This is a genomic window from Bradyrhizobium sp. USDA 4538 (assembly GCF_024171045.1).
Lineage (GTDB): Bacteria > Pseudomonadota > Alphaproteobacteria > Rhizobiales > Xanthobacteraceae > Bradyrhizobium > Bradyrhizobium australafricanum.
Map to the genome: position 1 here is coordinate 110895 of NZ_JALJZE010000002.1, position 26277 is coordinate 137171.

At 59.8% G+C, this 26277-nt stretch carries 24 protein-coding genes; 10 read left to right on the forward strand and 14 right to left on the reverse strand.

The window, feature by feature from the left end; genetic code table 11:
- Nucleotides 1–73 precede the first annotated feature (73 nt).
- From J2R78_RS41815 to J2R78_RS41830, 4 genes are read right to left on the reverse strand one after another with little or no spacing between them, the layout of a single operon-like run.
- The gene (locus J2R78_RS41815; RefSeq protein WP_253610282.1) at nucleotides 74–1141 is read right to left on the reverse strand and encodes a branched-chain amino acid ABC transporter permease; all 1068 of its coding nucleotides are present in this window, start codon (nucleotides 1139–1141) and stop codon (nucleotides 74–76) included.
- Between the two features lie 3 nt (nucleotides 1142–1144).
- Nucleotides 1145–2026: a branched-chain amino acid ABC transporter permease gene (locus J2R78_RS41820; RefSeq protein WP_253610281.1), complete on the reverse strand. Its 882-nt coding sequence runs from the start codon at nucleotides 2024–2026 to the stop codon at nucleotides 1145–1147.
- 7 nt (nucleotides 2027–2033) lie between these two features.
- Nucleotides 2034–2804 carry an ABC transporter ATP-binding protein gene (locus tag J2R78_RS41825; protein ID WP_253610279.1) on the reverse strand — a complete coding sequence of 257 codons (771 nt, stop codon included), beginning with the start codon at nucleotides 2802–2804 and terminating at the stop codon, nucleotides 2034–2036.
- Between the two features lie 6 nt (nucleotides 2805–2810).
- Entirely contained in the window at nucleotides 2811–4232 is a 1422-nt protein-coding gene (locus J2R78_RS41830) for an LLM class flavin-dependent oxidoreductase (protein WP_253610277.1), read from the reverse strand.
- 534 nt (nucleotides 4233–4766) lie between these two features.
- Between J2R78_RS41830 and J2R78_RS41835 the strand changes: the two genes are divergently transcribed.
- Both J2R78_RS41835 and J2R78_RS41840 read left to right on the forward strand, forming a co-directional pair.
- Nucleotides 4767–5990 carry an acyl-CoA dehydrogenase family protein gene (locus J2R78_RS41835; RefSeq protein WP_253610275.1) on the forward strand — a complete coding sequence of 408 codons (1224 nt, stop codon included), beginning with the start codon at nucleotides 4767–4769 and terminating at the stop codon, nucleotides 5988–5990.
- A 94-nt stretch (nucleotides 5991–6084) separates the two neighbouring features.
- Nucleotides 6085–7455: a styrene monooxygenase/indole monooxygenase family protein gene (locus J2R78_RS41840; protein WP_253610274.1), complete on the forward strand. Its 1371-nt coding sequence runs from the start codon at nucleotides 6085–6087 to the stop codon at nucleotides 7453–7455.
- Between the two features lie 141 nt (nucleotides 7456–7596).
- On the opposite strand, the gene J2R78_RS41845 is transcribed toward J2R78_RS41840, so the two are convergent.
- Both J2R78_RS41845 and J2R78_RS41850 read right to left on the reverse strand, forming a co-directional pair.
- On the reverse strand, nucleotides 7597–7944 hold the full coding sequence (locus tag J2R78_RS41845) for a hypothetical protein (RefSeq protein WP_253610273.1): 348 nt from the start codon (nucleotides 7942–7944) through the stop codon (nucleotides 7597–7599).
- Between the two features lie 94 nt (nucleotides 7945–8038).
- A complete protein-coding gene (locus tag J2R78_RS41850; protein ID WP_253610272.1) occupies nucleotides 8039–8521 on the reverse strand; it encodes a hypothetical protein in 483 nt (160 codons plus the stop codon).
- 306 nt (nucleotides 8522–8827) lie between these two features.
- On the opposite strand from J2R78_RS41850, the gene J2R78_RS41855 reads away from it, so the two are divergent.
- A complete protein-coding gene (locus J2R78_RS41855; protein ID WP_253610271.1) occupies nucleotides 8828–9433 on the forward strand; it encodes a hypothetical protein in 606 nt (201 codons plus the stop codon).
- A gap of 167 nt (nucleotides 9434–9600) precedes the next feature.
- Nucleotides 9601–9786, forward strand: a complete 186-nt coding sequence (locus tag J2R78_RS41860) for a winged helix-turn-helix domain-containing protein (RefSeq protein WP_253610269.1) — start codon at nucleotides 9601–9603, stop codon at nucleotides 9784–9786.
- 620 nt (nucleotides 9787–10406) lie between these two features.
- Here the strand turns inward: J2R78_RS41860 and J2R78_RS41865 are convergent.
- Nucleotides 10407–10613: a hypothetical protein gene (locus J2R78_RS41865; protein ID WP_253610267.1), complete on the reverse strand. Its 207-nt coding sequence runs from the start codon at nucleotides 10611–10613 to the stop codon at nucleotides 10407–10409.
- Between the two features lie 12 nt (nucleotides 10614–10625).
- Nucleotides 10626–11597, reverse strand: a complete 972-nt coding sequence (locus J2R78_RS41870; RefSeq protein ID WP_253610266.1) for a GTP-binding protein — start codon at nucleotides 11595–11597, stop codon at nucleotides 10626–10628.
- A gap of 331 nt (nucleotides 11598–11928) precedes the next feature.
- Between J2R78_RS41870 and J2R78_RS41875 the strand changes: the two genes are divergently transcribed.
- Both J2R78_RS41875 and J2R78_RS41880 read left to right on the forward strand, forming a co-directional pair.
- On the forward strand, nucleotides 11929–12810 hold the full coding sequence (locus J2R78_RS41875) for a metal ABC transporter substrate-binding protein (RefSeq protein ID WP_253610264.1): 882 nt from the start codon (nucleotides 11929–11931) through the stop codon (nucleotides 12808–12810).
- A 94-nt stretch (nucleotides 12811–12904) separates the two neighbouring features.
- Nucleotides 12905–13909, forward strand: coding sequence for a murein L,D-transpeptidase catalytic domain family protein (locus tag J2R78_RS41880; protein WP_253610263.1), 1005 nt, complete (start codon nucleotides 12905–12907; stop codon nucleotides 13907–13909).
- 1103 nt (nucleotides 13910–15012) lie between these two features.
- Here J2R78_RS41880 and J2R78_RS41885 read toward each other — a convergent pair.
- The 3 genes from J2R78_RS41885 to J2R78_RS41895 are packed head-to-tail and all read right to left on the reverse strand — an operon-like array spanning nucleotide 15013 to nucleotide 17839.
- A complete protein-coding gene (locus J2R78_RS41885) occupies nucleotides 15013–15810 on the reverse strand; it encodes an ABC transporter ATP-binding protein (RefSeq protein WP_253610262.1) in 798 nt (265 codons plus the stop codon).
- A complete protein-coding gene (locus J2R78_RS41890; RefSeq protein ID WP_253610260.1) occupies nucleotides 15810–16805 on the reverse strand; it encodes an ABC transporter permease in 996 nt (331 codons plus the stop codon). Before J2R78_RS41890 ends, J2R78_RS41885 begins: the two co-directional genes overlap by 1 nt.
- Nucleotides 16806–16813: 8 nt before the next feature.
- Nucleotides 16814–17839, reverse strand: coding sequence for an ABC transporter substrate-binding protein (locus J2R78_RS41895; protein WP_253610259.1), 1026 nt, complete (start codon nucleotides 17837–17839; stop codon nucleotides 16814–16816).
- 685 nt (nucleotides 17840–18524) lie between these two features.
- Here J2R78_RS41895 and J2R78_RS41900 point away from each other — a divergent pair.
- Nucleotides 18525–19052: an L-2-amino-thiazoline-4-carboxylic acid hydrolase gene (locus J2R78_RS41900; protein WP_253610258.1), complete on the forward strand. Its 528-nt coding sequence runs from the start codon at nucleotides 18525–18527 to the stop codon at nucleotides 19050–19052.
- A 677-nt stretch (nucleotides 19053–19729) separates the two neighbouring features.
- Here the strand turns inward: J2R78_RS41900 and J2R78_RS41905 are convergent.
- On the reverse strand, nucleotides 19730–20200 hold the full coding sequence (locus J2R78_RS41905) for a GNAT family N-acetyltransferase (protein WP_253636050.1): 471 nt from the start codon (nucleotides 20198–20200) through the stop codon (nucleotides 19730–19732).
- Nucleotides 20201–20738: 538 nt separating this feature from the next.
- On the opposite strand from J2R78_RS41905, the gene J2R78_RS41910 reads away from it, so the two are divergent.
- Together J2R78_RS41910 and J2R78_RS41915 are read left to right on the forward strand one after the other, a co-directional pair.
- Nucleotides 20739–21215, forward strand: coding sequence for an Lrp/AsnC family transcriptional regulator (locus J2R78_RS41910; RefSeq protein WP_253610255.1), 477 nt, complete (start codon nucleotides 20739–20741; stop codon nucleotides 21213–21215).
- Between the two features lie 886 nt (nucleotides 21216–22101).
- Nucleotides 22102–22878 carry an autoinducer binding domain-containing protein gene (locus tag J2R78_RS41915; RefSeq protein WP_253610253.1) on the forward strand — a complete coding sequence of 259 codons (777 nt, stop codon included), beginning with the start codon at nucleotides 22102–22104 and terminating at the stop codon, nucleotides 22876–22878.
- 126 nt (nucleotides 22879–23004) lie between these two features.
- Here the strand turns inward: J2R78_RS41915 and J2R78_RS41920 are convergent, their stop codons facing one another.
- Nucleotides 23005–23325, reverse strand: a complete 321-nt coding sequence (locus J2R78_RS41920; protein WP_253610252.1) for a transcriptional repressor TraM — start codon at nucleotides 23323–23325, stop codon at nucleotides 23005–23007.
- A 107-nt stretch (nucleotides 23326–23432) separates the two neighbouring features.
- Nucleotides 23433–24375 (reverse strand): IS630 family transposase gene (locus tag J2R78_RS41925; protein ID WP_253608102.1). Its coding sequence is split into 2 segments (ribosomal slippage): nucleotides 23433–24035 and nucleotides 24037–24375, totalling 942 coding nucleotides; the frame shifts between segments, so codons are not numbered across the junction.
- Between the two features lie 403 nt (nucleotides 24376–24778).
- Between J2R78_RS41925 and J2R78_RS41930 the strand changes: the two genes are divergently transcribed.
- Complete coding sequence (locus tag J2R78_RS41930; protein WP_253610251.1) at nucleotides 24779–25777, forward strand: alpha/beta fold hydrolase; 999 nt, start codon at nucleotides 24779–24781, stop codon at nucleotides 25775–25777.
- Nucleotides 25778–26277: the final 500 nt, after the last annotated feature.

Here is a 26277-nt window from a genome sequence, read left to right on the forward strand (position 1 = left end):
CCCTCCATTTGATGCAGAATTCTCGCTTGGCCGTGCGTGCGGCTCACACCCACGGATGATGTTTCGTTGCTTGCTAGCGGCCCAGCCGAGAAGCCAGCTGCGTCCATGCTCGCGACAGCAAGGCAGCGAGCCCTCTCGGCTCCTTGATCAGGAACCAGACGATCAGCGCGCCGAACAACGCCTTCTGAAGATTTTCAAGCTGCCCGGGATCGATCGCGCCACCGAACACGGTGCCTCCGACATGATCGAGCAGGATCGGCAGCAAGATCATGAAGGCGGCGCCCAGATAGTTGCCGCTGATGCTGCCCATACCGCCGATGATGATCGCAAACATCACCTGGAACGAACGATCCAGGTTGAAGCTGCGCGCATCGACCGTGCCGAGATAAGCAAAGGCCCAGAGCGCACCTGCGATCCCGATCACCAGCGAGCTCACGAAGAACGCCTTCAGCTTTCCGGCGGATACCGGAATGCCGATCACCGCAGCCGCGGTATCCATGTCGCGGATCGCCATCCAGGTCCGGCCGGTCTGGCTGCGGACCAGCCGTGTTGCGACGGCCGTCACGACGACGACGGTGGCGAGAGTCAGGAAATAGCGACCGGTCGGGCTCGAGAGATCATGACCGAAGATCGCAAGCCGTGGCGCCGAGATCGAGCTTGAGGTCGAATAGTTCGAGAACCAGCCATACTGATTGAACAACCATTCGAGCAGAAACTGCGTCGCCAGCGTCGATGCGACGAGGTAGAAACCCTTGATCCGCAGGCTTGGCAGCCCGGCGACGATGCCCACGAGCCCGGAGATGACGCCCCCGAGCAGCAGGCTGACCGGCAGCGGCAGCTCCGGCAGGCGCAGCAGCAGATTGTATGTCGCATAGGCACCGACCGACATGAACCCGCCGGTGCCGAGCGACGCCTGCCCGGCGTAGCCCATCAGCAGGTTCAGCCCCAGCGCGGTGAGCGACATGATCAGGAACGGAATCAGGACGGCATTGAGCCAGTAATCGTTGGCCACCAAGGGAATACCGACCAGTGCGGCAAGCAGCAGCACCGCCGAGCCGACGCGCAGCCGATCGCGCGTAACCCGGGCGGTGTCACCAGTGGCGCTGAACCCTTCGATGGCATCGGTGCCGATCGCAGACATGCATCAAATCCTTTCGATCGGCGCTTCGCCGAACAGGCCAGCCGGGCGGACCAGAAGGAAAGCGACCGCCAGCACATAGGCGAACCAGGTCGATACGCTGCCTCCCAGCAGGCTTCCGAGATAGATTTCAGCGAGGCTGTCGCCTGCGCCGACGATCAGCCCGCCGATAATCGCGCCCGCGATCGACGTAAATCCGCCGATGATGAGCACCGGCAACGCCTTGAGCACGACGAGGGTGAGTGCGAACTGCACGCCCTGGCGCGCGCCCCACAGCAGACCTGCAACCAGCGAGACGAAGCCCGCGACGCCCCACACGATCTGCCACAGCGTCTGGAGCCGGATCCCGATCGAGAGTGCGGCCTGAGGATCGTCGGCGATCGCACGCAGCGCGATCCCGACGCGCGTCTTGTTGAAGAAGATCGAGAGCGCGACCACGAGAATGCCGGCCGTGCCCGCCGCCGCGAGGTCGAACTGGCTGACCTGGACTCCGCCGATCTCGATCGGGGTATCGACGATGCCGAGATCGAGCTCGTGAACGCTCGCCCCCATCGCGATCTGCGCGACGCCCTCGATCACGAAGGATACGCCCAGCGTCGCCATGAACAGCGTGATCTGCGGCCGGTTGACCAACGGCCGCAACACGACGCGTTCCACCGCGATCCCGAGCACCACCATGACCGAAAGCGTGATCAGCGCGGCCAGCCAGAAATCGAGGCCCTTGTCGCGCAGGGTCACGAAGGTGAGCGCCGCACACAGCACCATCGAGCCTTGTGCGAAATTGAAAACGCCGGACGCCTTGAAGACCAGCACAAAGCCAATCGCAACCAGCGAGTACATGACGCCCGCAAGCAGGCCGCCGACCAGCGTTTCGACGAAGAAGCTCATCTGGACCTCAATGTGCCGTGCCGAGATAGGCGGCGACCACGTCCGGGTTCCGACGCACCTCCTCTGGCGAGCCATCGCCGACCTTGCGGCCATAATCGAGCACGACCACGTGATGCGAGAGCCCCATCACGACGCTCATGTCGTGCTCGATCAGCACGATGCTGGTGCCAAGGCTCGCGTTGGTCTCCAGGATGAAGCGGCTCATCTCGTGCTTTTCGTCCTGGTTCATCCCCGCCATCGGTTCGTCCAGCAGCAGCAGGCTCGGGCCACCGACCAGTGCCCGCGCGAGATCGACCCGCTTCTGAACGCCATAAGGAAGCGTCGCGACCACCCGGTCACGATGCTTGGTCAGGTCGAGAAAGGCGACGATCTCGTCGACCCGACGGTTGAACTCGCGCGACTCGCGCCGGTCGCGGCCTATGCCGAAGGCGTGCTCGACAATGCTGGCGCGGCAATGCCGGATCAGTCCGGCCAGTACGTTGTCGAGGACGCTGAGATGCCGGAACAGGGCATTGTGCTGGAAGGTCCGGCCAATGCCCAAATGCGCGGCTTGTGCCGGGCGAATCCGGACGAACTGCTCACCATTGAAGGTGATGCTGCCACCGTCGGCCCGATAGACCCCGTTAATGATGTTGAGCAGCGAGCTCTTGCCGGCCCCGTTCGGACCGATCAGCGCGCAGATCTCGCCTCGCTCCACATTGAAGCTCAGCGCATTCAGCGCCTTGATCCCCTTGAACGACAGCGAGACGTCATGCAGCTGTAGAATCGGTTCGGCCATTGCCCGTCACGCCTCGACGGGCTGACGCGCGGCCGAACCGGCCGCCTCGCGCTCGCGGCGCTTGACCGCCTGGATGTCGCGATAGCTTGCTGCCGGATGGCTCGCCGGCAGGTACGGGCCGTCTCCGAACAGCTTCTCCCGCAGAGTGCCAGGACGATAGCCGGTCGGATAGACGCCACGCTTCTGCAGCTCCGGAACCAGCAGATTGACGACGTCCTCGAAAGTCTCGGGCGTCACCGCATAGGCGAGATTGAATCCGTCGACGTCGGTCTCCTCCACCCACTGTTGCAGGATATCGGCCACCGTCGACGGCGAACCGACGAACACCGGACCGAGCCCGCCGATGCCGCCCCAGCGCGCCAGTTCCTCGATGGTCCAGGACTTGCTGCCGCTGGCGAGATGGTCGACCACGGAAACGATCGCATTCGTTTCGACCTTCCTGACCAGATCGGTCGGCGCGTACTGTCCGAAATCGATGCCGCTCCATCCCGACATGAACACCAGCGCGCCGTCATAGGAGGCGTATTGCTGATACTCCCTGAACTTTGCCTCCGCCTTCGCGTCGGTCTCGTCGACGATCACCGTGACCAGATTGTAGGTCAGGATCTTGCGCGGATCGCGACCGGCCTCAGCCGCGATCCGGCGCACCTCGGTGACGTAAGATTTCAGAACCGGCTTGATCGGGGCGGCGACGAAGACGCATTCGGCGTGCTGGGCCGCAAACGCTTTGCCGGCTCCCGACGCGCCGGCCTGGTAGAGCACCGGCGTCCGCTGCGGCGACGGCTCACAGAGATGATAGCCAGGCACATCAAAGTATCGTCCCTTGTGCGCGATCTCGTGCACCTTCGAAGGGTCGGTGAATATCCTCTTCCCGGCGTCGCGCAGGACGGCCCCCTCCTCCCAGCTCCCCTCCAGCAACTTGTAGAGCACCTCGGCATACTCGGCCGCCACCTCGTACCGATTATCGTGACGGCGTAGCCCGCCCTGGCCGATATTCTTCGCTCCGCTCTCCAGATACGAAGTCACGATGTTCCAGCCGACGCGGCCCTTGCTGTGATGATCCGCAGTCGAGAGCCTGCGCGCGAAAGTGTAGGGATGCTCAAATGAAGTCGACGCCGTGATGCCGATGCCGAGATGCTCGGTTGCGAGCGCAATGGGCGCGACCAGTTGCAAGGGATCGTTGACGGGAATCTGCGCTGCCTGCTCGAGCGCATGGAACAGAGAATTTTTGTAGACGTCATAGTAGCCGATCACGTCGGCGATGAAGATGCCGTCAAATATCCCTCGCTCCAGCGTTCGCCCGAGATCCTGCCAATAGTCGAGATCCTTGTACTTGTATGAGCGGTCTCGCGGGTGCGCCCAGACACCGGGAGACTGATGGCCGACACAATTCATGTCGAACGCATTGAACCGAATCTGTCGCGCCATTCACACATCTCCGTCGCGTCGCTCAGCACGACACCGTTGGCTCGTTCGCGCGACATCTCGCCACAACACGCGATCAATCGTCCATCGCGTTTATCGATCTTTTTCGACACGCATCTTTCGTCGCATCTCGTTGCGGGATGAAAAACTCGCTCCTGGCTGCTTCCTGCTTGGCGTCACCAGGCTCGGCCCATGCGACGCACTCGATGCAAGACGCGACAACAACTTGCTTCGATTCGATCGCGTTTCGACACGATCTACCGCGCAGATCGCACGGCACGGAGAAGACTCCTTTCGCGCTAGCTGTGCTCGCGAGCATCGCAATCTTTTTCACCGATCCTTGCGTCACTTCAGACGACGTCGATAGACGACATCGATCGGCGGCTCACGCAGCAGATTTTTCTTCGCGCGACGTGCGGCTCCAAACGATCGTGTTGCATCCGAACGGAAATTCAGTCTGGCTCTCGCAAGCGCGTGGATTATTCTTCAAGACAACAAATCCATCCAAGGACCCACGGAACGAGCGGACGCAGCACGATGACCATTCATCCCGGCAGACCGAGCATCAGCGACGATGCCCTTCACGAGCGCTTCGCTCCGATCTTTGAGACGATCGCAGCAGGTGCGGTAGCCCGCGAACGAAGCCGCACGCTGCCGATCGAGGAAATCAGACTGTTGAAAGAGGCCGGCTTCGGCGCATTGCGTGTGCCGATCGAGTTCGGAGGGCTCGGCGCGACGCTCCGCCAGACCTTCGAGCTACTGATCGCGCTCGCGGCCGCCGATTCCAACCTGCCGCAGGCGTTACGGGCACACTTCAACCTGGTCGAGGACCTGCAGCTGAACAAGGATGAGGCCGTCAAGGCACGATGGCTCGGAGCCATCGCGAACGGCGCGCTGGTCGGGGTCGCCGTCACCGAGCCGGGCCTGGGTGCGGTTGATCGCTACCGGACCGCCGTCACATCGGAAGGAACCGCGCTGCGGCTCAACGGACTGAAATATTACACGACCGGCACACTTTACGCCGATCATCTGCTTGTCGCGGCCGACCAGGACGGCAAACGAGTGACCGTCCTGGTCGACACCAGCCAGCCTGGCGTCAGCGTCGAGGACGACTGGGATGGCTTCGGCCAGCGGCTCACGGCAAGCGGCACGGCGGAATTCAAGAATGTCACGGTCAGCCCGGATCGGATCATCGGTCCCGGCTATGGAACGGAAGGCAGGGTGTTTGGAACCGCCCACGTTCAGCTGATCCTGCTCGCCACGCTCGCAGGGATTGCGAAACGCGCCGCGGCGGATACGACCGACTGGATTAAGGCACGAACGCGCACGTTCACCCATGCCGTCGCCGACCTGCCCCGCAATGATCCCCTGGTGCAGCAGGTGATCGGCCAGCTCCTCAGCGCCGCCTTTGGCGCGCGGGCAACGGTCCTCGCCGCGGTCGACGAGCTCGCGCGGACGCTTGATGGCCGCCACCAGGATCCTCAACAGCTCGATGCCTCCGAGCTTGCTGCAGCGCAGGCACAGGTAACCGTCATCAAGCTCGTGCTCGACGCCGTGACCACCCTTTTCGAGGTCGGCGGCGCTTCCCTCAGTTCGGAGAAGCTCGCCATCGACCGGCACTGGCGCAACGCACGGACCATCGCTTCCCACAACCCTGTAATCTTCAAGCTCCGCGCAGTTGGCGGGTACGAGTTGAATGGCGAGACGCTTCCATATGCCTGGAGTGCCGGCGTTCGTTCCACACGACAACAGGGTAACTAGCACCCCGCCTTCTCGCGAGCTTCACGCGTCGAGACGATGACGCACGTCGAGATCCCGCCTTCGGCGCCGAGAACTTTTCCTTCAGGAGAACCACGTGTCCAACACCAACCGCAAAGTCGCGATCATTGGAGCAGGTCTTGCCGGGACGACGGCCGGACTTGGCCTCGTCAACGCGGGATTTGATGTCACCATTTACGGCGACCGAGACCGGTTATCGCTACGCAACGATGTGCCTCCCACGGGGACGGCTGTCTACTTTGGCAAATCCCTCGAATACGATGCCGAGGTCATCGAGGATCTCTATGACATCGGGACCAGCACCGGCATGAGCGTTCGGATCTTCTCCGGCATCGGCGAGGCTCGAACTCCCGTTATCGAGTTCGACCGTCCCTTTAACTATCGGGCGCAGGCCGTTGATACGCGGCTCCGTGCCGACGATCGCCTCGGTCGTTTCCTGGCGCGAGGCGGAAAATTCGTCGTGCGCCCGGTCACGCCCGAAGATCTGGATGCGATTGCGGCGGACGCCGACCTCACCCTCGTGGCGACAGGGAAGGGCGGCTTGTCGTCCCTATTCCCGGTTGATCCGGATCGCACCGTCTACACCGAGCCGCAGCGGCACCTGCTGCTCGCAACATTCAAGGAGCTGGATCGCGCCGATCATCAGTTTGCCTATCGCAGCTCGGACGGCGCCCGGCACAACTGGTTCAACATCCATGCCGATTTTGGCGAGACGTTCTTCGGCCCTTATCTGCACAAGGACCTCGGCGCCACGCGGGCGTTCATTGGGTTCGCCAAGCCCAGTAGCCCGTGGATCGACATCTTCAACACTGTAAAAGACGCTCAGAGCGCGCGTGACGCCGTGGTGAACCTGTTCGCGACCTATTTCCCGGAAGATGCGGGGCTGATCGATCAGCTGAAGCCCTTGCACGAGGATCCACACTCCTGGCTTCTCGGCGCGGTCTCACCGACGGCTCGACGCGCCGTCGCCCGCACCAAAAATGGACACGCTGTTGCAGCAATCGGAGATGCCGCAGTCTCCTTTGATCCGCTCGGCGGTCAGGGCGCGCAAAATGCAGTTGTCCAATCCGTGCTACTGATCCGCGCGCTCAAGGAGCACAAGGACAGGATCACCTACGAATGGCTGCAGGATCAATTCAACAAGCATTGGGACCATCGCGCCGAGGCCGCGACGGAAGTTACCCGGCTGCTTCTTGGCGATGAAAAATACGCAACGCATGCGGAGTTGCTGTTCCCGGCCGCTGCTGTCAACGCGACGGTCGGAAGCGCGTTCTTCGATTTTCTCTCGGAGCCGCAGCCGTTACTCGGTATTCAGAGCCGAGAGCAGATAATCAAGTTCATTTCGGATCTCGCGGGTGAGACAGCGGACAATGTCTTGGCACGGTTCAATCCACCGGAGCAACTTGCGCGCGCGCAAGCGGCCGAGCGTGCGTTCGTCTCATCATAAGCAACGGAGTTCACTACTTCGGCGATGATCGAAGCCTATGCCGAAGCCGAAAAGTCGGCAGCCTGCTTGATGCGTACGGGAGCAGACCGAAGGCCGTGCTCGACATCGAATTCAGCCGTCGGAACGACATTTTCGATAGCGTCAAGGCCCACGTCCTGGCACGGAAATGGACGGCAGCCGAGCTCGATGGACGGTTTCGTGCGTCAGCACTTGCCGAACGACGATCCTGACTGCCGCGCACCGCAATTTCGCAGAGAAATTGTTGCTCCTGATGGTGTAGTTGGCGAAACCGACCGGGCCGAGCGCGTTGTTCAGATTGTGATTGCCGAAGCGTCCGCCGCCCGAACACGCCGACATAGAAGCCGGACCGTCGTAGGCCGGTACCGCGACCGTGGGCGCCTTGGTGTAGACGGGACGATCTGCGCTCACGGCCGGCGCAGCGAGCAGCAACGCTCCGAGCGCCGCGGCAGTGAAGAGAATCTGCTTCATTGCGTGCCCCAAATTCCGATGAGGGAGCCGCGCGATCTTGTCGGCGCGGCGCCGCCTGTGGATCAGAAATGAATGATGATGTCTGCCGAACCGATCAGAGCGTCCTTCTTGGTGGGCGCAATGCCGAGGTTCGCGTTACCGTTGAATGCCGTGGCGTCGAGCCTGGTCGAGCTGGACCGTGTTCGGGTTGTAGTCGTAGGCCGCCGGCGAATTGCCGCCGCGCACGCTGTTGTTGCTGAGGTTGCCGCCGGCATTGATCCAACCGCAGAGGTTGTTGGCATCGTTCGTTCATCCACTGTCCCGCTGGCGTATTGCCGAGCGCCGCCATCAGCGGGCTGTCGACCGAGCCCGACCTCGTCACGCCGAAGCTCGTCGTGCCGCCATAGGGCCATTCGCTGAACGGCATTGGCGGCGTGCTCTGCGGCGTCGCCGGCCAGTCGGCACGCCGCGGCGCCGACGCTTTCGGATCGGACGGCGCGGTGTCGTGTCCCCACTCGAGCCGGTAGTAGTTAATGAAACGACTGAAGAAGTCGCTGGCCAGATAGCTGTCGAGGCAGGAGTAGTTCTTTGTACGCATCGCACATAGAGGTCGGCATCGTCAGCAATGGCGGATCGGCGTCAGCTGCGTGTGCTGCGCACGTGCACAAGGAGTCTGCGGAAGACTCCTCGTTTCGAGACATCGGCGCGTTGCAATACGAGAGATTTGCAGAAGGCAATGTCATTTCCGCCATAGCCGGGCCGGCATCATGCTCACGATCGATGCGCTGCTATCTTATTGCTATGCCGATCGTGGTGAACCGAGTCGACGATTTCTGCAGCTAGTCGTAAGCTTGCTGCATCGGGCGGAATAGTTCGCTTCGATCGAGATGGAGCGCTGCGATTCGTGGTAAGCGGTACGAAACGTACAAATGATATCGCTCTCAACAACACAGTTGACGACATCGACCTGAATTTCCTGCCGGCCGATCTCACGGCACAATGCCGCAATCTGATCGAGAGCTATCACGACATTCACGGCTACGCCTGCCTGCCCGACATGCTGTGGCGTGCCCGGCTCGGTCCGTTCATCGAACGCCATCATGAATTCCGGCAGCGGTTGCGCAAGGCATCGACCACGCGCAGCGCCAAGAAATCCAACCAGGGTTTTGTTGGGATCGCGACCGCGATCCTGTCGCTCGAGATATTAGCGAGCAGCTTCGCCGGCTGGAGCGCCCTCTATCCGGAGGCTGGCGCGAGGGCGCTCGCGGTCCTGAAGCGGCAATCCGGGGCTTCGCTGACCCCACTGATGGACTTCTATCTCTATCCACCCAAATACATCAGCTCAGCGGCCATCACCAAGTTGGCGCCGCCACGGGCCGGCCGGACAAGCGGGTCCGATCCTTACCGAACGTCGGAGCCGGATGTTTCGGGCGAGCAGCTCGCTCTCAGCCATGCCGACATAATGCTGCAGAATTCGGTTGGTGCAGCACTACTGCTTCAACGGCGCTGAACCCGCCTGCCAGCGTGATCCTGCGCCAGCGTCCGGCAAGTACCCGGTGGTCGTGGTCGGGCCGCTGTCGGTCGATCTTGCCAGCCAGACCGTCTCGCTCGACGATACCAGGGTCAAGCTGACGCGAAGGAATACCGACTGCTCCACGTGCTTGCGATGCATGTCGGATGGTGGTGACGCACAATCAGCTGCTGAAAGAGATCTGGACCGGCAACCAGCGCGACAACATCCAGTACCTGCGCATCCTCGTGCGCAAGCTGCGACAGAAGATCAAGGCCGATCCCAACCAGCCGCGCCTGCTGGTAACCGAATCCGGGGTTGGCTACTGGCTGGAGACCAGCGTGGCCGACTGATCGGCTCGGTGCCGGTCCCTCGGGGGCATATATAGAAAAACAATATGTCTCCGGCGTGGATGGCTCTGACTCGCGCACAAAAAGGGGCACGCGGAGGAATTCCTGATACAGCCTTTTCACATCCCGGGCCTTGTGGGTCGGTACTGGATGCTGATCGTTCGCGCTGTAGCCACCTTCGCGCTGATCGCCTGCAGAACCCGGGACCGGGCCTAACCGCCTCCCGCATAGCAGTCCCAGGGGCAAGGGACCTGTGTTCCGGGTTGGAGACCCGGTTTCACCGAGCGGCCTCTCGGTTTCCGCGGCGGTTGCTTGTGTCGGCACTGCTGAGGCGGCCAGCGCCGCCGCGCTTTTGATGACGCTGCGACGATTGAACGCTCGGTTGTGGGAATCGGTCTTCCAAGCGTGTGCGGAGACTGGTGACCTTAATGACGCGTTCGACGCCTGTAGACTAATCAGAACGCGCGCGCTGATATCCATCATGACCCGGAGCACCAACGCACGGCCGGAACCTACATAAGGTCACACGCCTACCACGCGTCGCGCAAGACGGCGCCCGTCGGGCCCGTCGGATGCGTACGATCATTCTGCAATGGACGAGGAACATATGGCGGATCGAAGTGCTATGAGCGCCCCGTCATTCGAACGTTTCCTTTCGAGGGAGCGGGTTCTTTCAGTCCGGTTGCATCACCGTTGCCGGCTCGGTCATGCGGTCGCTCACCGACCGCATCGGTCGGTGGAAAGATGCTGTCATATATCGCGCGAGCTTCGCGAATGAGGCGAAGCCGCTCGAGCTCGGATTTCGGAACGAATCCTGCGATCTCGGTCATTTTCGCTCCCCTTTAGGCGCAGCAAGCCTCAAAGCCTTGCCTGAGCAGGTCCTTTGGCAAGTCGCGCCCGATGAAAACGAGCCGTGTCTGGCGCGCCTCTTGGTCCTTCCAGGGACGCCGACTTCCGCCTTCAATGAGCATGTGCACGCTCTGAACGACAAATTGCCGATCGTCATCCTCGATCGATGCGATGCCCTTCATGCGAAGGATGTCCGGACCAAAGCGCTGTGTGACATCCTGAATCCAGGACACGAACCTGCCGGGCTTCATCGGTCGATCGGCGACCAGGGACAGGCTGCCGATCCCGTCGTCGTGTTCGTGCTTGTGTTCTTCGGTGAGGAATCCGGGCTCGACTTCGAGGATGCGCTCGAGATTGAAGGCGTCTTGCCCCAGTATCTGGGCGAGATCGATACCACAGCGCTCCGTTCTGTGAATCTTCGCATATGGGTTGATGTTTCGGATACGACGTTCGACTATTGCGAGCCCGTCCGCATCGAGAAGATCAACCTTGTTGATGAGAACGACGTCGGCGAACGCGAGTTGCTCCTGCGCTTCTGGTGCGCGGTCGATCTGTTCGAGGAGATGCCTGGCGTCCGCGACAGTGATGATGGCGTCGAGCTTCGTCTTGCGGCGGACGTCCTCGTCGACAAAGAACGTTTGCGCCACCGGCGCCGGATCTGCGAGCCCTGTCGTCTCGACGACAATGCCGTCGAAGGCTCGGCTGCGCCGCATCAGCCCTGCGATGATCCGGATGAGGTCACCGCGCACCGTGCAGCAGATGCAGCCGTTGTTCATCTCGAAAATCTCCTCGTCCGCGTCGACGATGAGATCGTTGTCGATACCGACCTCTCCGAATTCGTTCACGATCACCGCAAACCGCCTGCCGTGCGTCTCGGAGAGGATGCGGTTCAGAAGCGTCGTCTTGCCGGAGCCGAGATAGCCGGTCAGAACCGTGACGGGAATCCGAGGTGCAGCATCGGTCATGGGTTGTTATGTCCTTGCTCCTGTCATATGCAACGTTATAACATTACATCCAATCAGGGCGGATGCAAGGCAAAGATGTGCGGTCAGCCCCCGTCAGATGCGGGCGGTTCGGGGCTGAAGCACAAAAAAGAGAAAAAGACCGTCCGGGTTTCCATGAACTAAGCAATGCGGTGAGGCTCTGTTGTTCCAGCTGTGTCGTGACACCATGATCCATGCCGACGCTCGACGCCGGCTTCGATTCGATTTGGCCGGTCGACCGGCACACGACATCTCCGTGTGGCAGAAGGCCCGCTTTCGACAGCTTCGACGATTGACCTTGGTTGGCGTGGCAATGGCCTCGGCGATCTTGCCGGCTTCCGCGGAACAGCAAGCAACGAAACTAAAGGTGGTGGCGACATTTTCGATCCTCGGCGACTTCGCCAGGAACGTTGGCGGCGATTGGGTCGAGGTCACGACGCTGGTCGGTCCCAACGGCGACGTCCACGTCTATTCGCCCACGACCGCCGATGCGGAGGCGATCAGGAATGCCAGACTGGTGATCGTCAATGACCTCGGCCTGGAGGGCTGGCTACCGAGGCTCGTCAAATCATCCGGCAGCAGTGCGACCATCGTCGCCGCAACCGACGGCATCGTTCCGCGCAAGATGGCTACCGGCGAGATACCGAGTCGTGATCGTGGCGCAGGGTCAACCGACCCGCACGCCTGGCAATCCGTTGCGAACGCTGAGATCTATGTCACCAATATCCGCGATGCCATGGTAGCCGCCGATCCCGCCAATGCTGCAACGTACAGGGCCAATGCATCGACCTATCTGACCAAGCTGGAAGCGCTCGACCGCGACGTTCGCGAGGTGCTCGCGGCGTTCCCTGTCGAGCGGCGCAGGGTGATTTCAACTCACGATGCCTTTGGTTATTTCGCCGACGCCTACGACATCACGTTCGTGGCGCCCCAGGGCGTTTCGACCGAAACCGAGCCGAGCGCACGGGATATCGCAACCATCATCACGCAGATCAAGAAAGAGAAGATTCCAGCGGTCTTCCTGGAAAACATCAGCGATCCCAGACTGATGCGCCAGATTGCCTCCGAGACTGGAGCCGCGATCGGCGGAACGCTTTATTCGGATAGCCTGACGGCGAAGGATGGCGAGGCTCCGAGCTATATCGAGATGGTCAGGCACAATATCAGAACGATTGCGAGCGCCGTTGCGGACTAACGCGCTTGCCTCGCCGCGAGGTCCGGCGCTAACGGCTGAACACGCCGCGACGCTTGAACTAGCATGCAGACGCTTCGGCAGGAGAATTGAACCGGTGCGGTCAAGATCCGTCCTTCTGATCATCAATATCTTCAGCCTCGTCATCATCGTCATCGCCTTACTGGCGTCGCCACGGTCTTTTGCCGCGCAGCAATCATCGGATATTCCGGCTTGGCTGAGGGGACATGTCGGCGAAGGCGAAGGTCAAATCGCACAACTGGTCTTGCAGAGGGCACGCGCGCTTTACCAGCAAAAAGTGAGCCAAGGCGCGGTTAAGAATCCTTGCTATTTCGCGATGGACGCGACGCGTCCCAACGATTTAGGCGACGGCAAATTGGGGCGTCGGTTCTACGTTGTCTGCGAATCCGAGCGATCGTTTCGTGCAATTTCGGCGGGGCATGGCGGCGGTCGCGATTTGAAAGGCGTCGCGGATTTCGCAAACGGAAGACGCTGCGCGAAGAACTTCGGCAATGCGATGGATTCGAATCTAACGGCTGGCGGGGCCTACGTGACCGGCGAGACGAAGACGTCTTTCAAAGGCTACTACCGTGTTTCGGCGAAACAAGACGCGGTTCTGATACGCTCGTTCGTTCAATTTGATGGCGAGGGTGAAACCGCAAATGCCCGACAGCGCGAGATCGGCGGGCATCCGGCCGAGCTGTTGAGGAACGTCTGTCTTCGAAAAGATCCACGCAGTCCGTATGCAAATCACGAGGGGTACGTTCCTTTTGGAACACTGGAGGATTACGCTGGCGGCCGCAGCAACGGGTGTACCAGTTGGTCGCCATCGGACGCCGGCCAGATTATCGCGATGGTGAAGGATAACCCGACGACGCTTTACATTTATCCTGAGTCTGCCGACATCGAGGTCGTCGCGCGAGCAGTGGCGGCCGGCCGGTCGCTATCCGGCGTGGGACTATATTGGAACGCTTCCTGTTTGAACGAAATCCGCGCTCCGAAATTTTGGCGGAAGGAATCCCTCGAGCCTATCCTGGCTCAATACAAGAAGGATCATCCGGCACCGGCGCAACTGCCAACGCCGATATGCAAGGGGCGGTGAACTTGATGACTCGCCTCATCTGTTGGAGCTACCGCTCATCCCTTGCAACTCACCAGCGACATATTGCAACGCGAGCATCTCAGGATCACGGATTTGCAATTGTCGGTCTCAATCCCGATCGGATCATTTTCGACCACGCGCCCCTTCTTCCCTTCTTATTTCTCAATGCTGCCAAGGCGCAGCAATCGCCCCACCAGCGCTTACGGGCACAGGCCGCTTCCGGCTCACACCGCCCGGATGTCGCCTTTCGCGACCTTCAGGTCGACCTCGCGCAGCGCCGCGACACCGCCAAATGCCAGCGAGATTCCCAGCGGGCGCATAGTTTGTTACCGACGGGATAACAAGCGTCGTTCACTCGTCACCCGATAACATCGGGCCTCTTCCGGCGGCGATGTGCGCGATCTTCACATTCCTTGAATGATAGTTGTCTCCGTGGTGCCCCAATAGCATCGCTGGCTCCATCGTGCCGTTACAACGACTTTCTCGACGCTTATTCGGCTGGCGTGTCGCTACATCGCCAATCGTTTGATTTGGAGCACATGCCGCTCCGGGTTCATTCTTTGTTGCAATGTTCATTTAACTTGAATCATGTCGGCAACGCGCAGACCTGACCCAATTCGACCGCCTCGTAACTCCTCCCTCAGACGGCTCACCGCAAACTTCGTCGCGATTAGCGATCTCGATCGCTGTGGCAGCCGTTCGAATGCAGTGGGTTTCCGCTATTCCTTAGCAATGGTGCGGCGGGTTCGCCAAATTGTCAGATCGGAATAGCCTTATCCTATTTGACGAGCTATCCGGACAAGGGACGAACTATCGTGGGCGCGAATTGTGCAACACCAGGCTCGCAGACGCGACGAGCATGCCAATCCAGAAAGTTCCCCACCAGTACTTCACGATAGACCCTGGATGCTCGCCTCGACACAGTGAACGGGCGAGGTCGCATATGTCTGAACGACCAACGAGACAAAGCCCCGCCTCCGGGATCGAAAGATAGGCATACAGGACGACATCCCGGTAGGTGATCCACCACCAGACGATAGCGAACACCAAGACAACGATCCCGACCGACAGGAGATTCGCCGCCCTCCTCGCCACCTTTTGCCTCAGGTCGGAAGGCCGAGGGTTGCGAGAATGCTTCGGCGCAGCGTTATCAAATCCGGATCATCGCGATGTCTTGGATACGGCTTGTCGAACCGAAATTCGGCCTTGATGCGTGCCGGGCGATCACTAAGGACGATGATGCGTGACGAGAGCACCAGCGCCTCTTCGACATCGTGCGTGACCAGGAGTGCGGTGAAGCCGTTGTGCTGCCACAAACCCACTAGCTCCGCCTGCAATGTCAACCGGGTCAGCGAATCGAGCTTGCCTAGCGGTTCGTCAAGCAAGAGCAGCGCCGGGTCGTTGACAAGTGCGCGCGCCAGCGACGCTCGCTGTGCCATGCCGCCAGATAGCTGGTGAGGATAGGCACCGGCGAACCCCTCGAGCCCGACGAGTGCCAGCGCACTGTCGACACGTTTGTGCGCCTGTTTTAGCCGCCCGCGCGCTTCCAACCCGGTCGCCACGTTTTTCCATACGGAAGCCCATGGAAACAGCGTCGGATCCTGAAAGACCAGACCGCGCGATGGATCGGGATGTGTGATCGGGCGGCCATCTGCCAGGATGCTGCCGCTGGTCGGCTTCTCCAAGCCCGCGATCAACCGCAGCAATGTCGACTTTCCGCAGCCTGATGGTCCAAGCAGTGCGACGAAGTCGCCGGGCGCAATATTGAGATCGAGCGCCTCGATTACCGGAAGCTGCGCGCCGGCCAGGCTGAACTGATGGCTGACGGCATGGACGTCGATGGACATGCTGACGGACCTGACAACATCAGCCTGTGGCGAGGCGAGCGCTGCGATGGACATCAGATAAATCCCTCCTGCCAACTCAGCAGACGGTCCCGCACCACAAACAGCAGCCGGATGAGACCGGCGCACAATATCGCCATGATGATCAAGGCGGCATAGACATTCGCATAGCCGGAATAGGCGGTCTGAAACTGGATATACCAGCCGAGCCCGTATTTAGCGCCGAGCATTTCGGCCACGACCAGAACGGCAAATGAATAATACAGCGCCATGAACAGGCCGACAAAAACGTGCGGGGTCGAGGCTGGGATTGCCACCCTGCGGATCAGGTACCAGTCATCCGCACCAAGGATGCGGCCGACGTCGTAGAAGGTACGATTCACGGAATTGACCCCTGAAGCAGTCAGGATTGCGACCGGAATACCGGAAGCCAGCGCAACGATGAAGACGCTCGCGCCAAACGTGGTCGGGAAGAAATAAAAGGTACAGGGTATCCAGGCAGTCGCCGGAACCGGCCCGATCAGCTTCAGGAACGGCATGCCCCAATAACTGAAGCGCTTCGACCAGCCGAGCGCTACACCGGTTGCATAACCAACGAGGATGCCGGAGAGGAAGCCAAGCGTCCACAGGCGCATCGTATAGCCGATGCAGATCAAAAGGCGTTGGCCGTCGGTCACGTAAACGTTGAGCAGCCCGTGCGGCGGGGAGAAGAACGGCTTGGGGAGCCAACCGAACTTCGCGGTGGTCAACTCCCAGAGGGCGAGCCACACACCAACAGCGACAAACCAAGGCCCGTAATGCACGAGCAAGTCACGGGCGCCTCTGAGACGAGGTACAATCGGTGATAGAATGAGGAACATCGCCGCGATCCCACCGGTAATCGCAGCGAACAGGCCCGTGCTGCCCCATGGCACAACATCGGGAATCCCTATGGTGATCACCGCCGCCGTCGCCCATGCCAGCGCCGCCAGAAGACCCTCGCGCCACAGACCTGCAAAAAACGTCGCCGGCGCCAACAATAGTCGGCGGCCTATCTGGAGCGTGTCAGTCACCGCAAGCCTCACGCCAACAGGTTGACCGTGACCCGCTCCGCAAAGGCCTTTGGGTCGGTCGTTGAATCTAGCACTTTAACGAGCTTCAGATCCTCTGCGGTGATGCGGATCTGATCGACCAGCGGCTGGCCGATCGGATGATCGTGATACACCAGCGAGCCGAGGATCTCGGTCAAGTCGGCGAGAGACAGACCAGCCGGTTTCAGGGTCTCGAAATACCACTTCGCCACTTCATCGGGATGATTGGCAGTGTATTCGTGCACCTCAATGTTAGCCTCAGCGAGCCGCCGAAGAGCGTCCTTGTTCGCGGCCAGAAATGGCCCGTTGGCACCGAGGACACAGCATGTATGCCCCTCGTATGCGCCGGTCTGAGTGTCCGCGAGCTTGATGAAATTGAACTTCTTCTCGATCGAATACGCCCACGGATCGAGATGCGCGGCAACGTCCGCCTCTCCCCTGTGGACTGCCTCGCCAACCAGATCGAAGGGGACGACCTTCCACGTGACCTCCGTTTCTGGATCGATGCCGGCCTTCGCTAGCGTGACCTGGAACGCGACCTTCGGGGGCGATACAACATCGTAGCTTGCGATGGTTTTCCCCTTGATCCCTGCAATGTCCCTGATGCCGGACGCCTGCGAGGCCAGCAACCGCTGGCATCCGCCGTGCGACCCCACGAACAGCTTGACATCGAAACCCTGCTCCAGCGGCTTGAGCCAGTCTCCAACAAGGCCGGCGCCCGCATCGGCCTTGCCTGTCGCCAGCGCTTGGATCAGAGTCTGGCCACTGGCGCCCTGATAAAACAATTCGACATCAAGATTGTGCTTGGCATACAGGCCCTTTGCTACTCCGAAACCTAGCGGAGAATGACACGCGGCCACCTCGGTCCAAGCGAGCCGAATCTTGGGTGCCGGCCCGGCCACTGCAGGTGAATAGATATTGTTTCCTACGAAGCCAGCCGATGCCGCCAGCCCTGCCATGCCGGTCGCCTTCAGAACTGTTCGGCGCGAAACATTGAGAGTCCTCAATCTGCTCATACCAACACTCCAATGCCTTACGGCCAATGGGCTTGCTCGGACCGAAGCGCTTCTTGCGCTGCGGGCGCAGAGAATGCGATCGATGTGGAATGATGCGTTCTTATCTCTTGAGTGTCGAGCCACGGTCAGAAATAACGATGCACGCTCTGCCGAGCGATGGCTCGGCATTCCGTTTGTTTCCGAGCTATTCTTGATAACAGTCCATTTTTTCCGCTTGCTTCGTGACTGTTCGCATTCAGCCCTGGCTTCGGCTCGCATCTCCCTGACGATGCATGTTTCGGGTCCGCCGAACCGGATAATGGATTTTCCAGGTGGACCAGCGGTCATCAACCCTCTCGGACGGATTGGCTCGCCTACGCGAGTTGGCGCCTCAACTGTCCATCGGCAAACAGCTGGCCCCTAGCCGCCGATATACGTAGAACTCCATTGTCCACGACTTGGAATGCGCTGTGCGATCGTTAGCCGCCACGGTATCGAACCGAACTACACGTACTTATTTTGCGAACGTTCTTGACCCGCGTCCAAGGAGGATGGCTCTATCAGCCGATCTGATTATTCGGCTTCAAGCAGCCTTTGCCTTGCATAAGGCACGCCAGGCCGCAGTCATGCCGCCCGTCAGACGACTTCTGTCCCGCCCGGACACCCCAACAGATCCACCGGATCGAGAGCTGAATGGAGAGTTGCCATGACCGATCAAGCCGAAGCGGGTTCTTCGTTGGACAACGAAATCGGAATTCTTGAACGGCGACAGATTGAGGCGGGCGTTATTGCGCCCATCTACGCCGTCATGTGCGAGCGCTTCGGTGAGGATCAGGCCAAAGCCGTTCTCGAGCTGGCGATCCGGCGCGCCGCCATCGCCGGCGGCAAGCATTTTGCCGCGCGCACCCCCGGCGGCACCAATATGCAGTCGTTTCGGGAGCTCCAGCCTCTCTGGACGAAGGACGATGCTCTGACGATCGAGGTCATCACGGCCACGGACGATCAATTCGACTTCAACGTCCATCGCTGTCGCTACGCCGAGACCTACCGTGAGATGGGCCTCGGTTCCATCGGCCATCTCCTATCGTGCAATCGGGACGGCTCGTTCTGCGAAGGTTACGACACGCGGCTCAAGTTGACGCGTACCCAGACGATCATGGCCGGCGCCGACCACTGCAACTTCCGTTATCGTCTTGAAGAGGACGAAGAGGCACCTGCCCCGGAGCAGCGCTAGTTCAGCACGACGGGCGTGACGCGCGCAAGTCGCGTCAGTCGATGCCCGATCGGAGCGTCTGAGCCAGATCATTCCGTGTAATTGCTAGACCCAGTTGTGAAGTGGAGGGTTCTTGCCATTGAGGCCATAGTTGCCGATCAGATGGTATTTCCAACGTACAGGATCGTGCAGCATGTGGGTACAGGCATTGCGCCGGTGGCGATCGAGGCTGAGGTTCGTACGGGCACTGCTCGCTCCACCGAACTACTGGATTCCGCGTTCGAAAGTGCCACTTTCCAGCTTGGAATATCGAAGTTCCCAAACCTATACTATCCCGAGATTATAGGAATGCCCCTCTGTTGGAGTGGACGGCTCTGACATTGCATCGCGCTGCGTCAATCCCGGAGAACGTTGGCCTCAGCGCACAATTCCATCGGCTGCATATTGCAATCGACAATGCTGAGGGTGGAGCGGGCCACTCCAGTCTCGCGGAGGGAGCTCGGATTAGCTACGAACTAAAGAGCGGCCGTTCGGGCAAAAGTCTCCGCGGAAGAGCTCCGAGTTGGTAGACTCGTCGGTACGGACTCAATTCAACCAGCGTTGCTTGGGCAAATAGCCAAGAGGTTGCCAGGAGAACGGTGCCAGCGCTCTCCCTTCGTGAGATGAGATAAGATAGACTTCGTCAACAACGTCGAAATTCACAGCTCCATGTGTATGACCTCAATAGGCATGCCGCCGAGACCGTGAGAGAACGAGCCTCGGCCCACGCTTCGAAAGCCGCATTTTCGGTAGAAGCTTTCGGCGTTGATCGTCGCCTCAAGCCTGATTGGCCCACTATGGCCCAAGCGCGCTTGCGCTATACCCATCTCGAGCAACCGTCGGCTGAGTCCGACGCCTGCTAAATCGGGCAATATGAACAATCTGGTTACCTCGCTAGGCTCGACGTCGACAAATGCAACCACGACGTCTCCGCGCTGACACACGGTCATCCGTCCCTTGGCAATAAGGCCTTCGTAAAATACCGGCGTACGCTCACCCATCCAATTCTCGATTTGAGCCCGCGAGTAGGATGCGCCCGCAAGGCCAGCGATCGACGCCTTGGTGATGTTGAAAACCGTTTCCGCATCTTCCCGACGTGCGGGCCGAAAGGAAAAGTTGCCGTCGGCCATCATGAAAACCCGAATTCCGAATCGCTTCGTCTGCCTTTCAATCTGCGAAATCGCCGGGGCGCCAGTCAACAGTGCGCCTTAGCCGGTGGTGATGTTCCGATCCGCTGAGAGCGCGAAGTACCAGAGGCGCTAACGGCCCGACCAGCGAAGTTGAAACGATTGCCGACATCGGAACCGTCCGCCGAAGATCGACGTAAAATTCTTGAACGGCGACGCGTCGACGCGAGCATCATAGCGTCCATTTTTGCCGTTAACCGCGAGGCGTTCCGGCTCCGTCGCAAGATCACTGTGAGCTTCTTGCCTCAGGAAGTTGACATGACCTGATCGATGTAGAAGCTGCGCACGTTGGTGATGCCCTGCCCGCCTTACGCCAACGGCAACCGTGCTCCCACGGCTGTTCCAGTCCCGCCCGCACAATATCCCTGTTCGTTAGCTTGCTGTTCTAGCGCAGATTTTCGTCGTATTATTCTATATTGGGATGATTTTCTGCTTCTTGGCAAGTTTTCAGAGCTAAATCCACCTTAGGCTGGAGCGGATTATGCCCTACGACCGAACAGATGCCCGTATTCTCCAGATCGTGCAAAGGAATAACCGTCTAACCTCCGAGGCGATCGGCGAGATGGCGGGGCTTTCAGCCACCGCGTGTCAACGACGACTGAAGAGACTTCGTTCCGAAGGTATCATCGAGGCAGACGTCTCAATCGTTTCGCCGAAGGCAGCGGGAAGACCTATTCAAATGCTTGTGCTGGTGACCCTTGAGCGCGAGCGTTCAGACATCATCGACAGGTTGAAGAAGGCGATCAAAACGAACGATGAAATCGTCAATGGGTTTTATGTCACCGGCGATGCCGACTTTGTCCTGTACATGACCGCCCGCTCCATGGAAGATTATGAGCAGTTCACCCAGCAATTCTTTTACAAGAACCCAGACATTAAGGGTTTCAAGACGATGGTTATCCTGGACCGCGTAAAGGCCGGCTTTGCCATTCCAATCGAAGCTCCAGCCCAGGATTGATCAACCCCCCCGCGACCACGAGAGTTGGGCATCTCACTGTCGGACCAATCGCGAGCGACGTCTCGAGACTACGTCCTCGTCGACTGCAACGCTCGTCATCCAGCCGACGGACGTCGGCGTTCGCGGCGAGTTCGAGAGGCCACCGTCGCAAAACAGCCACGGCATGGTTATCTGACGCCGCGAAGTCAGGACCTGTTAGCGAAGCCGACAGCCTTCCCGGTAAACCCAACTCCGACCGGCATCAACATCAGACCAAGATGACCACGGCAACATTTCCGATTGGATCGCCGCACAGCCAGCTCCCTGAAGCGCGCATCCTCGTGCTGCGTTCCAGCTCGCGCAGTTCGTCTGTCGCCGGTGATGCTCCATGCAGGCTCGCATTCCGCCGCCATATCCATGTTGAATGTGTTAGCCGATCAGGACCCATAAGGCGGCTGCAGGATGCGGCCATCTTCGGCGGTCATCCGCCATCAGCGCCACCACCGAGACATTCCCCATAGGCTTCTCCTATGACCGACCCAAAAGTGCCTATTTGTCTGTCCGGGCAGCGCGCGTTACTCGTTAACAGTGTTCGGAGATCAGGGTCGGTGCGCGACGAAGAGCTTCAGCACGAAATGGTCGCGTGGTGTTGGCACCCGGCTCGTCTGCACGACGCAAGGCGCTATAGCCTTCACGCCGAGGACCAACGCAGAACTGAGCGTCCGATTCGCGGCAACCGACATTGAACCCTTGGGTTGAGGAGCGCGGTTTCGCCTGCGGCCGGATCGAACGCCTTAGAGGACGCAGGACACACCGATTGGATAGAGATCAATAGGTAAGCAACAGGGAGGTCGAATTCCGTCGAGTCACTCAAAAACGGTCATCAAATCAGAACAATGACAGAACCGTGACGCTCATCCGACGAGCAAGGTCGCCATCGCGCGGACGCTCGGAAGATGAAGACTGGGAGGAACTTAAATTGGATGGACAATTGCAGGCGTTGATGGACGCCATCGATCTCGCACGCGACGAGCGTTCCATTCGCAACGCGATCAAAAAGTTCACTGTCTCATCCGGCTTCGATCGCTATGCCTACATTCATATCAACGCCGATGATGTGGTCGCTTTGAGCGATTATCCCGCGGAATGGCAGAACCTCTATCTTGCAAAGCATTACACGATCATTGACCCTGTCGTAACGACCGCCAAACGCAGCATGCGGATGTTCGCCTGGTCGGCTGAGGAACGCGACGTGCGCAAAAGTTCGCGCGAGGTCAGGCAATTCTATTCCGAGGCGACTGACTTCGGCATTCGCTCCGGCGTTTCAATTCCGATCAAGACAAGCTATGGCCGCACCGCGATGATCACGCTCGCATCAGATCGTCGGCGGGTCGAGGTTCCGCCATGGGACCCGATGCAGGCGGCATTGGCGCTCGCCTACATTCATGTTCATCTCAGCCTGGCGTCTGCGTCGTCGTTCAAAACGGGGGATGTGACGTTGTCGACGCAGGAAGCGATTTCACTCAGCTGGTCATCATATGGCAAGTCGATGAACGTGATCGCCGACTTGCTTGGGATCAAGCCACGAACGGTCCAATTCTATCTGGATAACGCGCGCGACAAACTCGGCGCCAGCAACCTCCAGCACGCCGTCCGCATCGCCATGGAGAAAGAGTTGATCTAGATCCGGCGTGAGCGCCCCGGGGCAGCACTCACTCTCATGTTGGGTAATGCCCCGAGCGAGACAAAGACGGAAACCACGACGCCCACACCGGTGCGCGCTGATTCACGAAGTCTGCGAGTTTGCCGATTATCCGGCCGGTACCTTTGGAACGTAGCCGAGCCGATCGATCAGGTTGTTCAAAATAAGCTGGCGCGCCCGATGGTCGGCTTCCGCGTGTTCATGAATTCGTCGGAGTTCCGCCCGGCGTTCTGGGCCACAGTTTGTGTCAGTCTCTGCGGTTGCCCAGTCCAGTCGGGCCGTCTCGGCGAGCGCGACGCTAACCCGGTATTCGCGAATGGCGCCGACGGTTAAGTGTTCAATCTCCGGTTGCGTCATTCCGCCAAAGATGCGATCGAGATCGCAATTGAGCCCAATGCCGGGCGATTCATCATCCTTGATTGATACCACAACTCTCACACGGGCCTGGTCCGCGGTGCGCCCCCGCCGACGATAATCCTTTGATCCCTAGCCGGGGGTTGGAAACTGTGTCTAGAGCATTTTCCACATGATGTGGATCATCTGGTGTATCCAGCATGCCTAAAGTAGTTGGCACACATCTGCGGCGCAAACGACTTGACGAGTTTGCCGATGAGTTTGAGCAGGGCTTGGACCGTGCGGGTGGCGCCTTTGCGCAGCGCAGCTTTCAACCGGGAGAAGGCCTGTTCGATTGGATTGAGGTCGGGCGAGTAGGCCGGCAGATAACGCACGCGGGCGCCGACAGCCTCGATCGCCTCGCGGACACCGGCGATCTTGTGAGTGCGCAAGTTGTCCATGAAGACGATGTCGCCCTTGCGCAAGGTCGGCGCCAGGACTTGCTTGACATAAGCCAGGAACGAGGGCCCATCCATTGCACCGTCGATGACATAGGGCGCCGTGAGGCCATCGATGCGCAGCGCGGCGACAAGCGTCAGCGTCTTCCAGTGACCATGGGGCACGCCAGAGACGAGGCGCTCACCGCGAGGAGAGCGCCCATAGTGCCGGACCATCTTCGTCGTGACCGCAGTCTCGTCGATAAAGATGAGGCGCGGTGCACGCAGCTTGGGCTGCTCGGCTTTCAGCGCGGCACGCTCGGCAGCGACGTCAGGTCGATCCTGCTCGGCGGCGTGCAGTGTTTTTTTTGAAGGTGATGCTGTGACGGTCGAAGAAACGCCAGATCGAACCGATGCCGGCCTTTTGCTTTCTCTGAGAGCGCAGACGCGCGCGGATCTCCTCGAGCGTCAGGTCCGGCTCCGCGGCGATCAGCTCGATCAGCCACTGCTTGTGCTGCTCCAACGGCGAGCGGCTGTGCCCGGTGCCGGGCTTGGCCTCAACGTTTCCGGTCTTCCTCCAACGATCCATCCATCGGATCGTAGTCGAAGCGCCGAGATTGAGAATGCGCGCAGCCTCACGTGCGCTTTCGCCGGACTCAACAAGCTCAACCGCACGCACCCTGAGGTCCTTGGAGTATCCCTTCGCCATCGCATGCCCCGCATGTTGTCGCGGGCAACACCGAATCTGATTTGCGTGCCCGTGGGAATCCCCTTTGACTGTTCCGATTCACCTCAACTGGAAACCGCTCTAGATAGCGTCAGACGGATACCTCTTATACCAGACATCCAAACTGCGAGTGGGGACCTTATAGATGCGCCATTCTAGGTCCTTCATTCTGACTGTTGTGTCGAATGGAGGAATGCACGCTCAGTGCGTGGACCTGAGGTGCTAATGGGAGGGGCTGGCTAAACACCCCGGTGCGTTGATCCGCGGCTTAGCGCACGAGTAAGGTGCGTCGATTGCAAACACACGCTGAGATGTGTATCTTGGAGGTGGAGCACAAACTGCGGCCTGTGGAACGCCGAGGGCTGCCGTCGCGTGGAGGAAGACTATGAACAAGCCGACTGAGCGGATCATCAAAACCAACGGCATCAGGCTCAATGTGCTCGAGCAAGGCGAAGGTCCGCTCGTGGTTCTGTGCCACGGGTTTCCCGAAAGTTCTTACTCCTGGCGTCATCAGATGGAGGCGCTTGCCGCCGCCGGCTTCCGTGCCGTTGCCCCTGACATGCGTGGCTACGGCAAGAGCGACCAACCGGACGCAGTTGAGCAATACACGACATTTCATATGGTTGGCGACCTCGTGGGTTTACTTGATGCGCTCGAGATACGCAAGGCGGTCGTAGTAGGGCACGATTGGGGCGCCGCGATCGCTTGGCAGGCGGCGCGTCTGCGTCCGGACCGATTCCATGCGGTTGTCTGCCTTAGCGTACCGTACCGGCCACGTGGTCCAGCGCCGCCGACCACCCTAATGCCGCAAACGGCCGATGCTCAATTCTACCAACTCTACTTTCAGGAGCCCGGTGTCGCTGAAGCAGAGCTTGAGAGAGATCCCAGTCTTTCCTTGCGGACCATGCTGTATGGCGCGTCAGGTGAAGGCGCCGCCGCGATCCGCGCGCTGATCGCGGACGGCAAGGCCGCGCCGAACGCCGGCATGATACCGCGCGGCAGCGGCGTGTTGCAGGGAGTCATTGAGCCGCCGCCACTGCCGTCGTGGCTCAGTGAAGCCGACGTCGAATTCTATGCCGGTGAATTCGCGCGCGGCGGCTTCCGCGCTCCCCTGAACTATTATCGCAATGTCGATCGCAACTGGGAATTGGCGGCGGCTTTCGCTGACGTCAAAGTGACGGTGCCTGCGCTCTACATCGCTGGTGACCACGATATGGTCTTGGCGGCCCCGGGGACGGCCGAGTACCTTGCAAATCTACGTCAGTTTGTCCCTTTGCTGCGCGAGATCAAGATACTCCCGGGTTGCGGCCACTGGACCCAGCAAGAGCGTCCCACGGAAGTTAGCATCGCGATGATCAACTTTCTGCGCGATCTGCCGAACTGATCTATCTGTTTACAGGAAAAGGACCTGCGCACGCGACAAGGCGCCTTCACTATCAAGGCGAGGCGCCGAAGTCGCCCTATCGCAGTTCAGCCCTTCGATAGAACCGTGCCTGAGCTCCTCACCGACTCCAGTGCTGAGCTCAAGTCCAAGCGAGCCTCCCGACATCTCCATTCCGAGTGCGTAGGACGTCATGCGCGACACGGCAAACGGCTATCGCAGGACAAAGTCGAAGCCAATCCCAAGTCCCTACCTTGTTACGCCTGCATCACATCCATGCGTGCCGTAGCGCGAACTACCTATCACGGTGCAGCCTAACATCGATCCCTTTTTCTATCGCAGCATCCAGGCTCTGTCCGTAATCCTCGCTGGCCCCGCCCAACACGAACGAATTGCCGACGATCGGATCACCCAATTTAGTCGTCCGTGAACAAGCCTCTAAGCGATTGAGCGGGAGTCTGTTTTTCGGATGCGGAGGCATTTGAGATATGCAGGGATTGGGA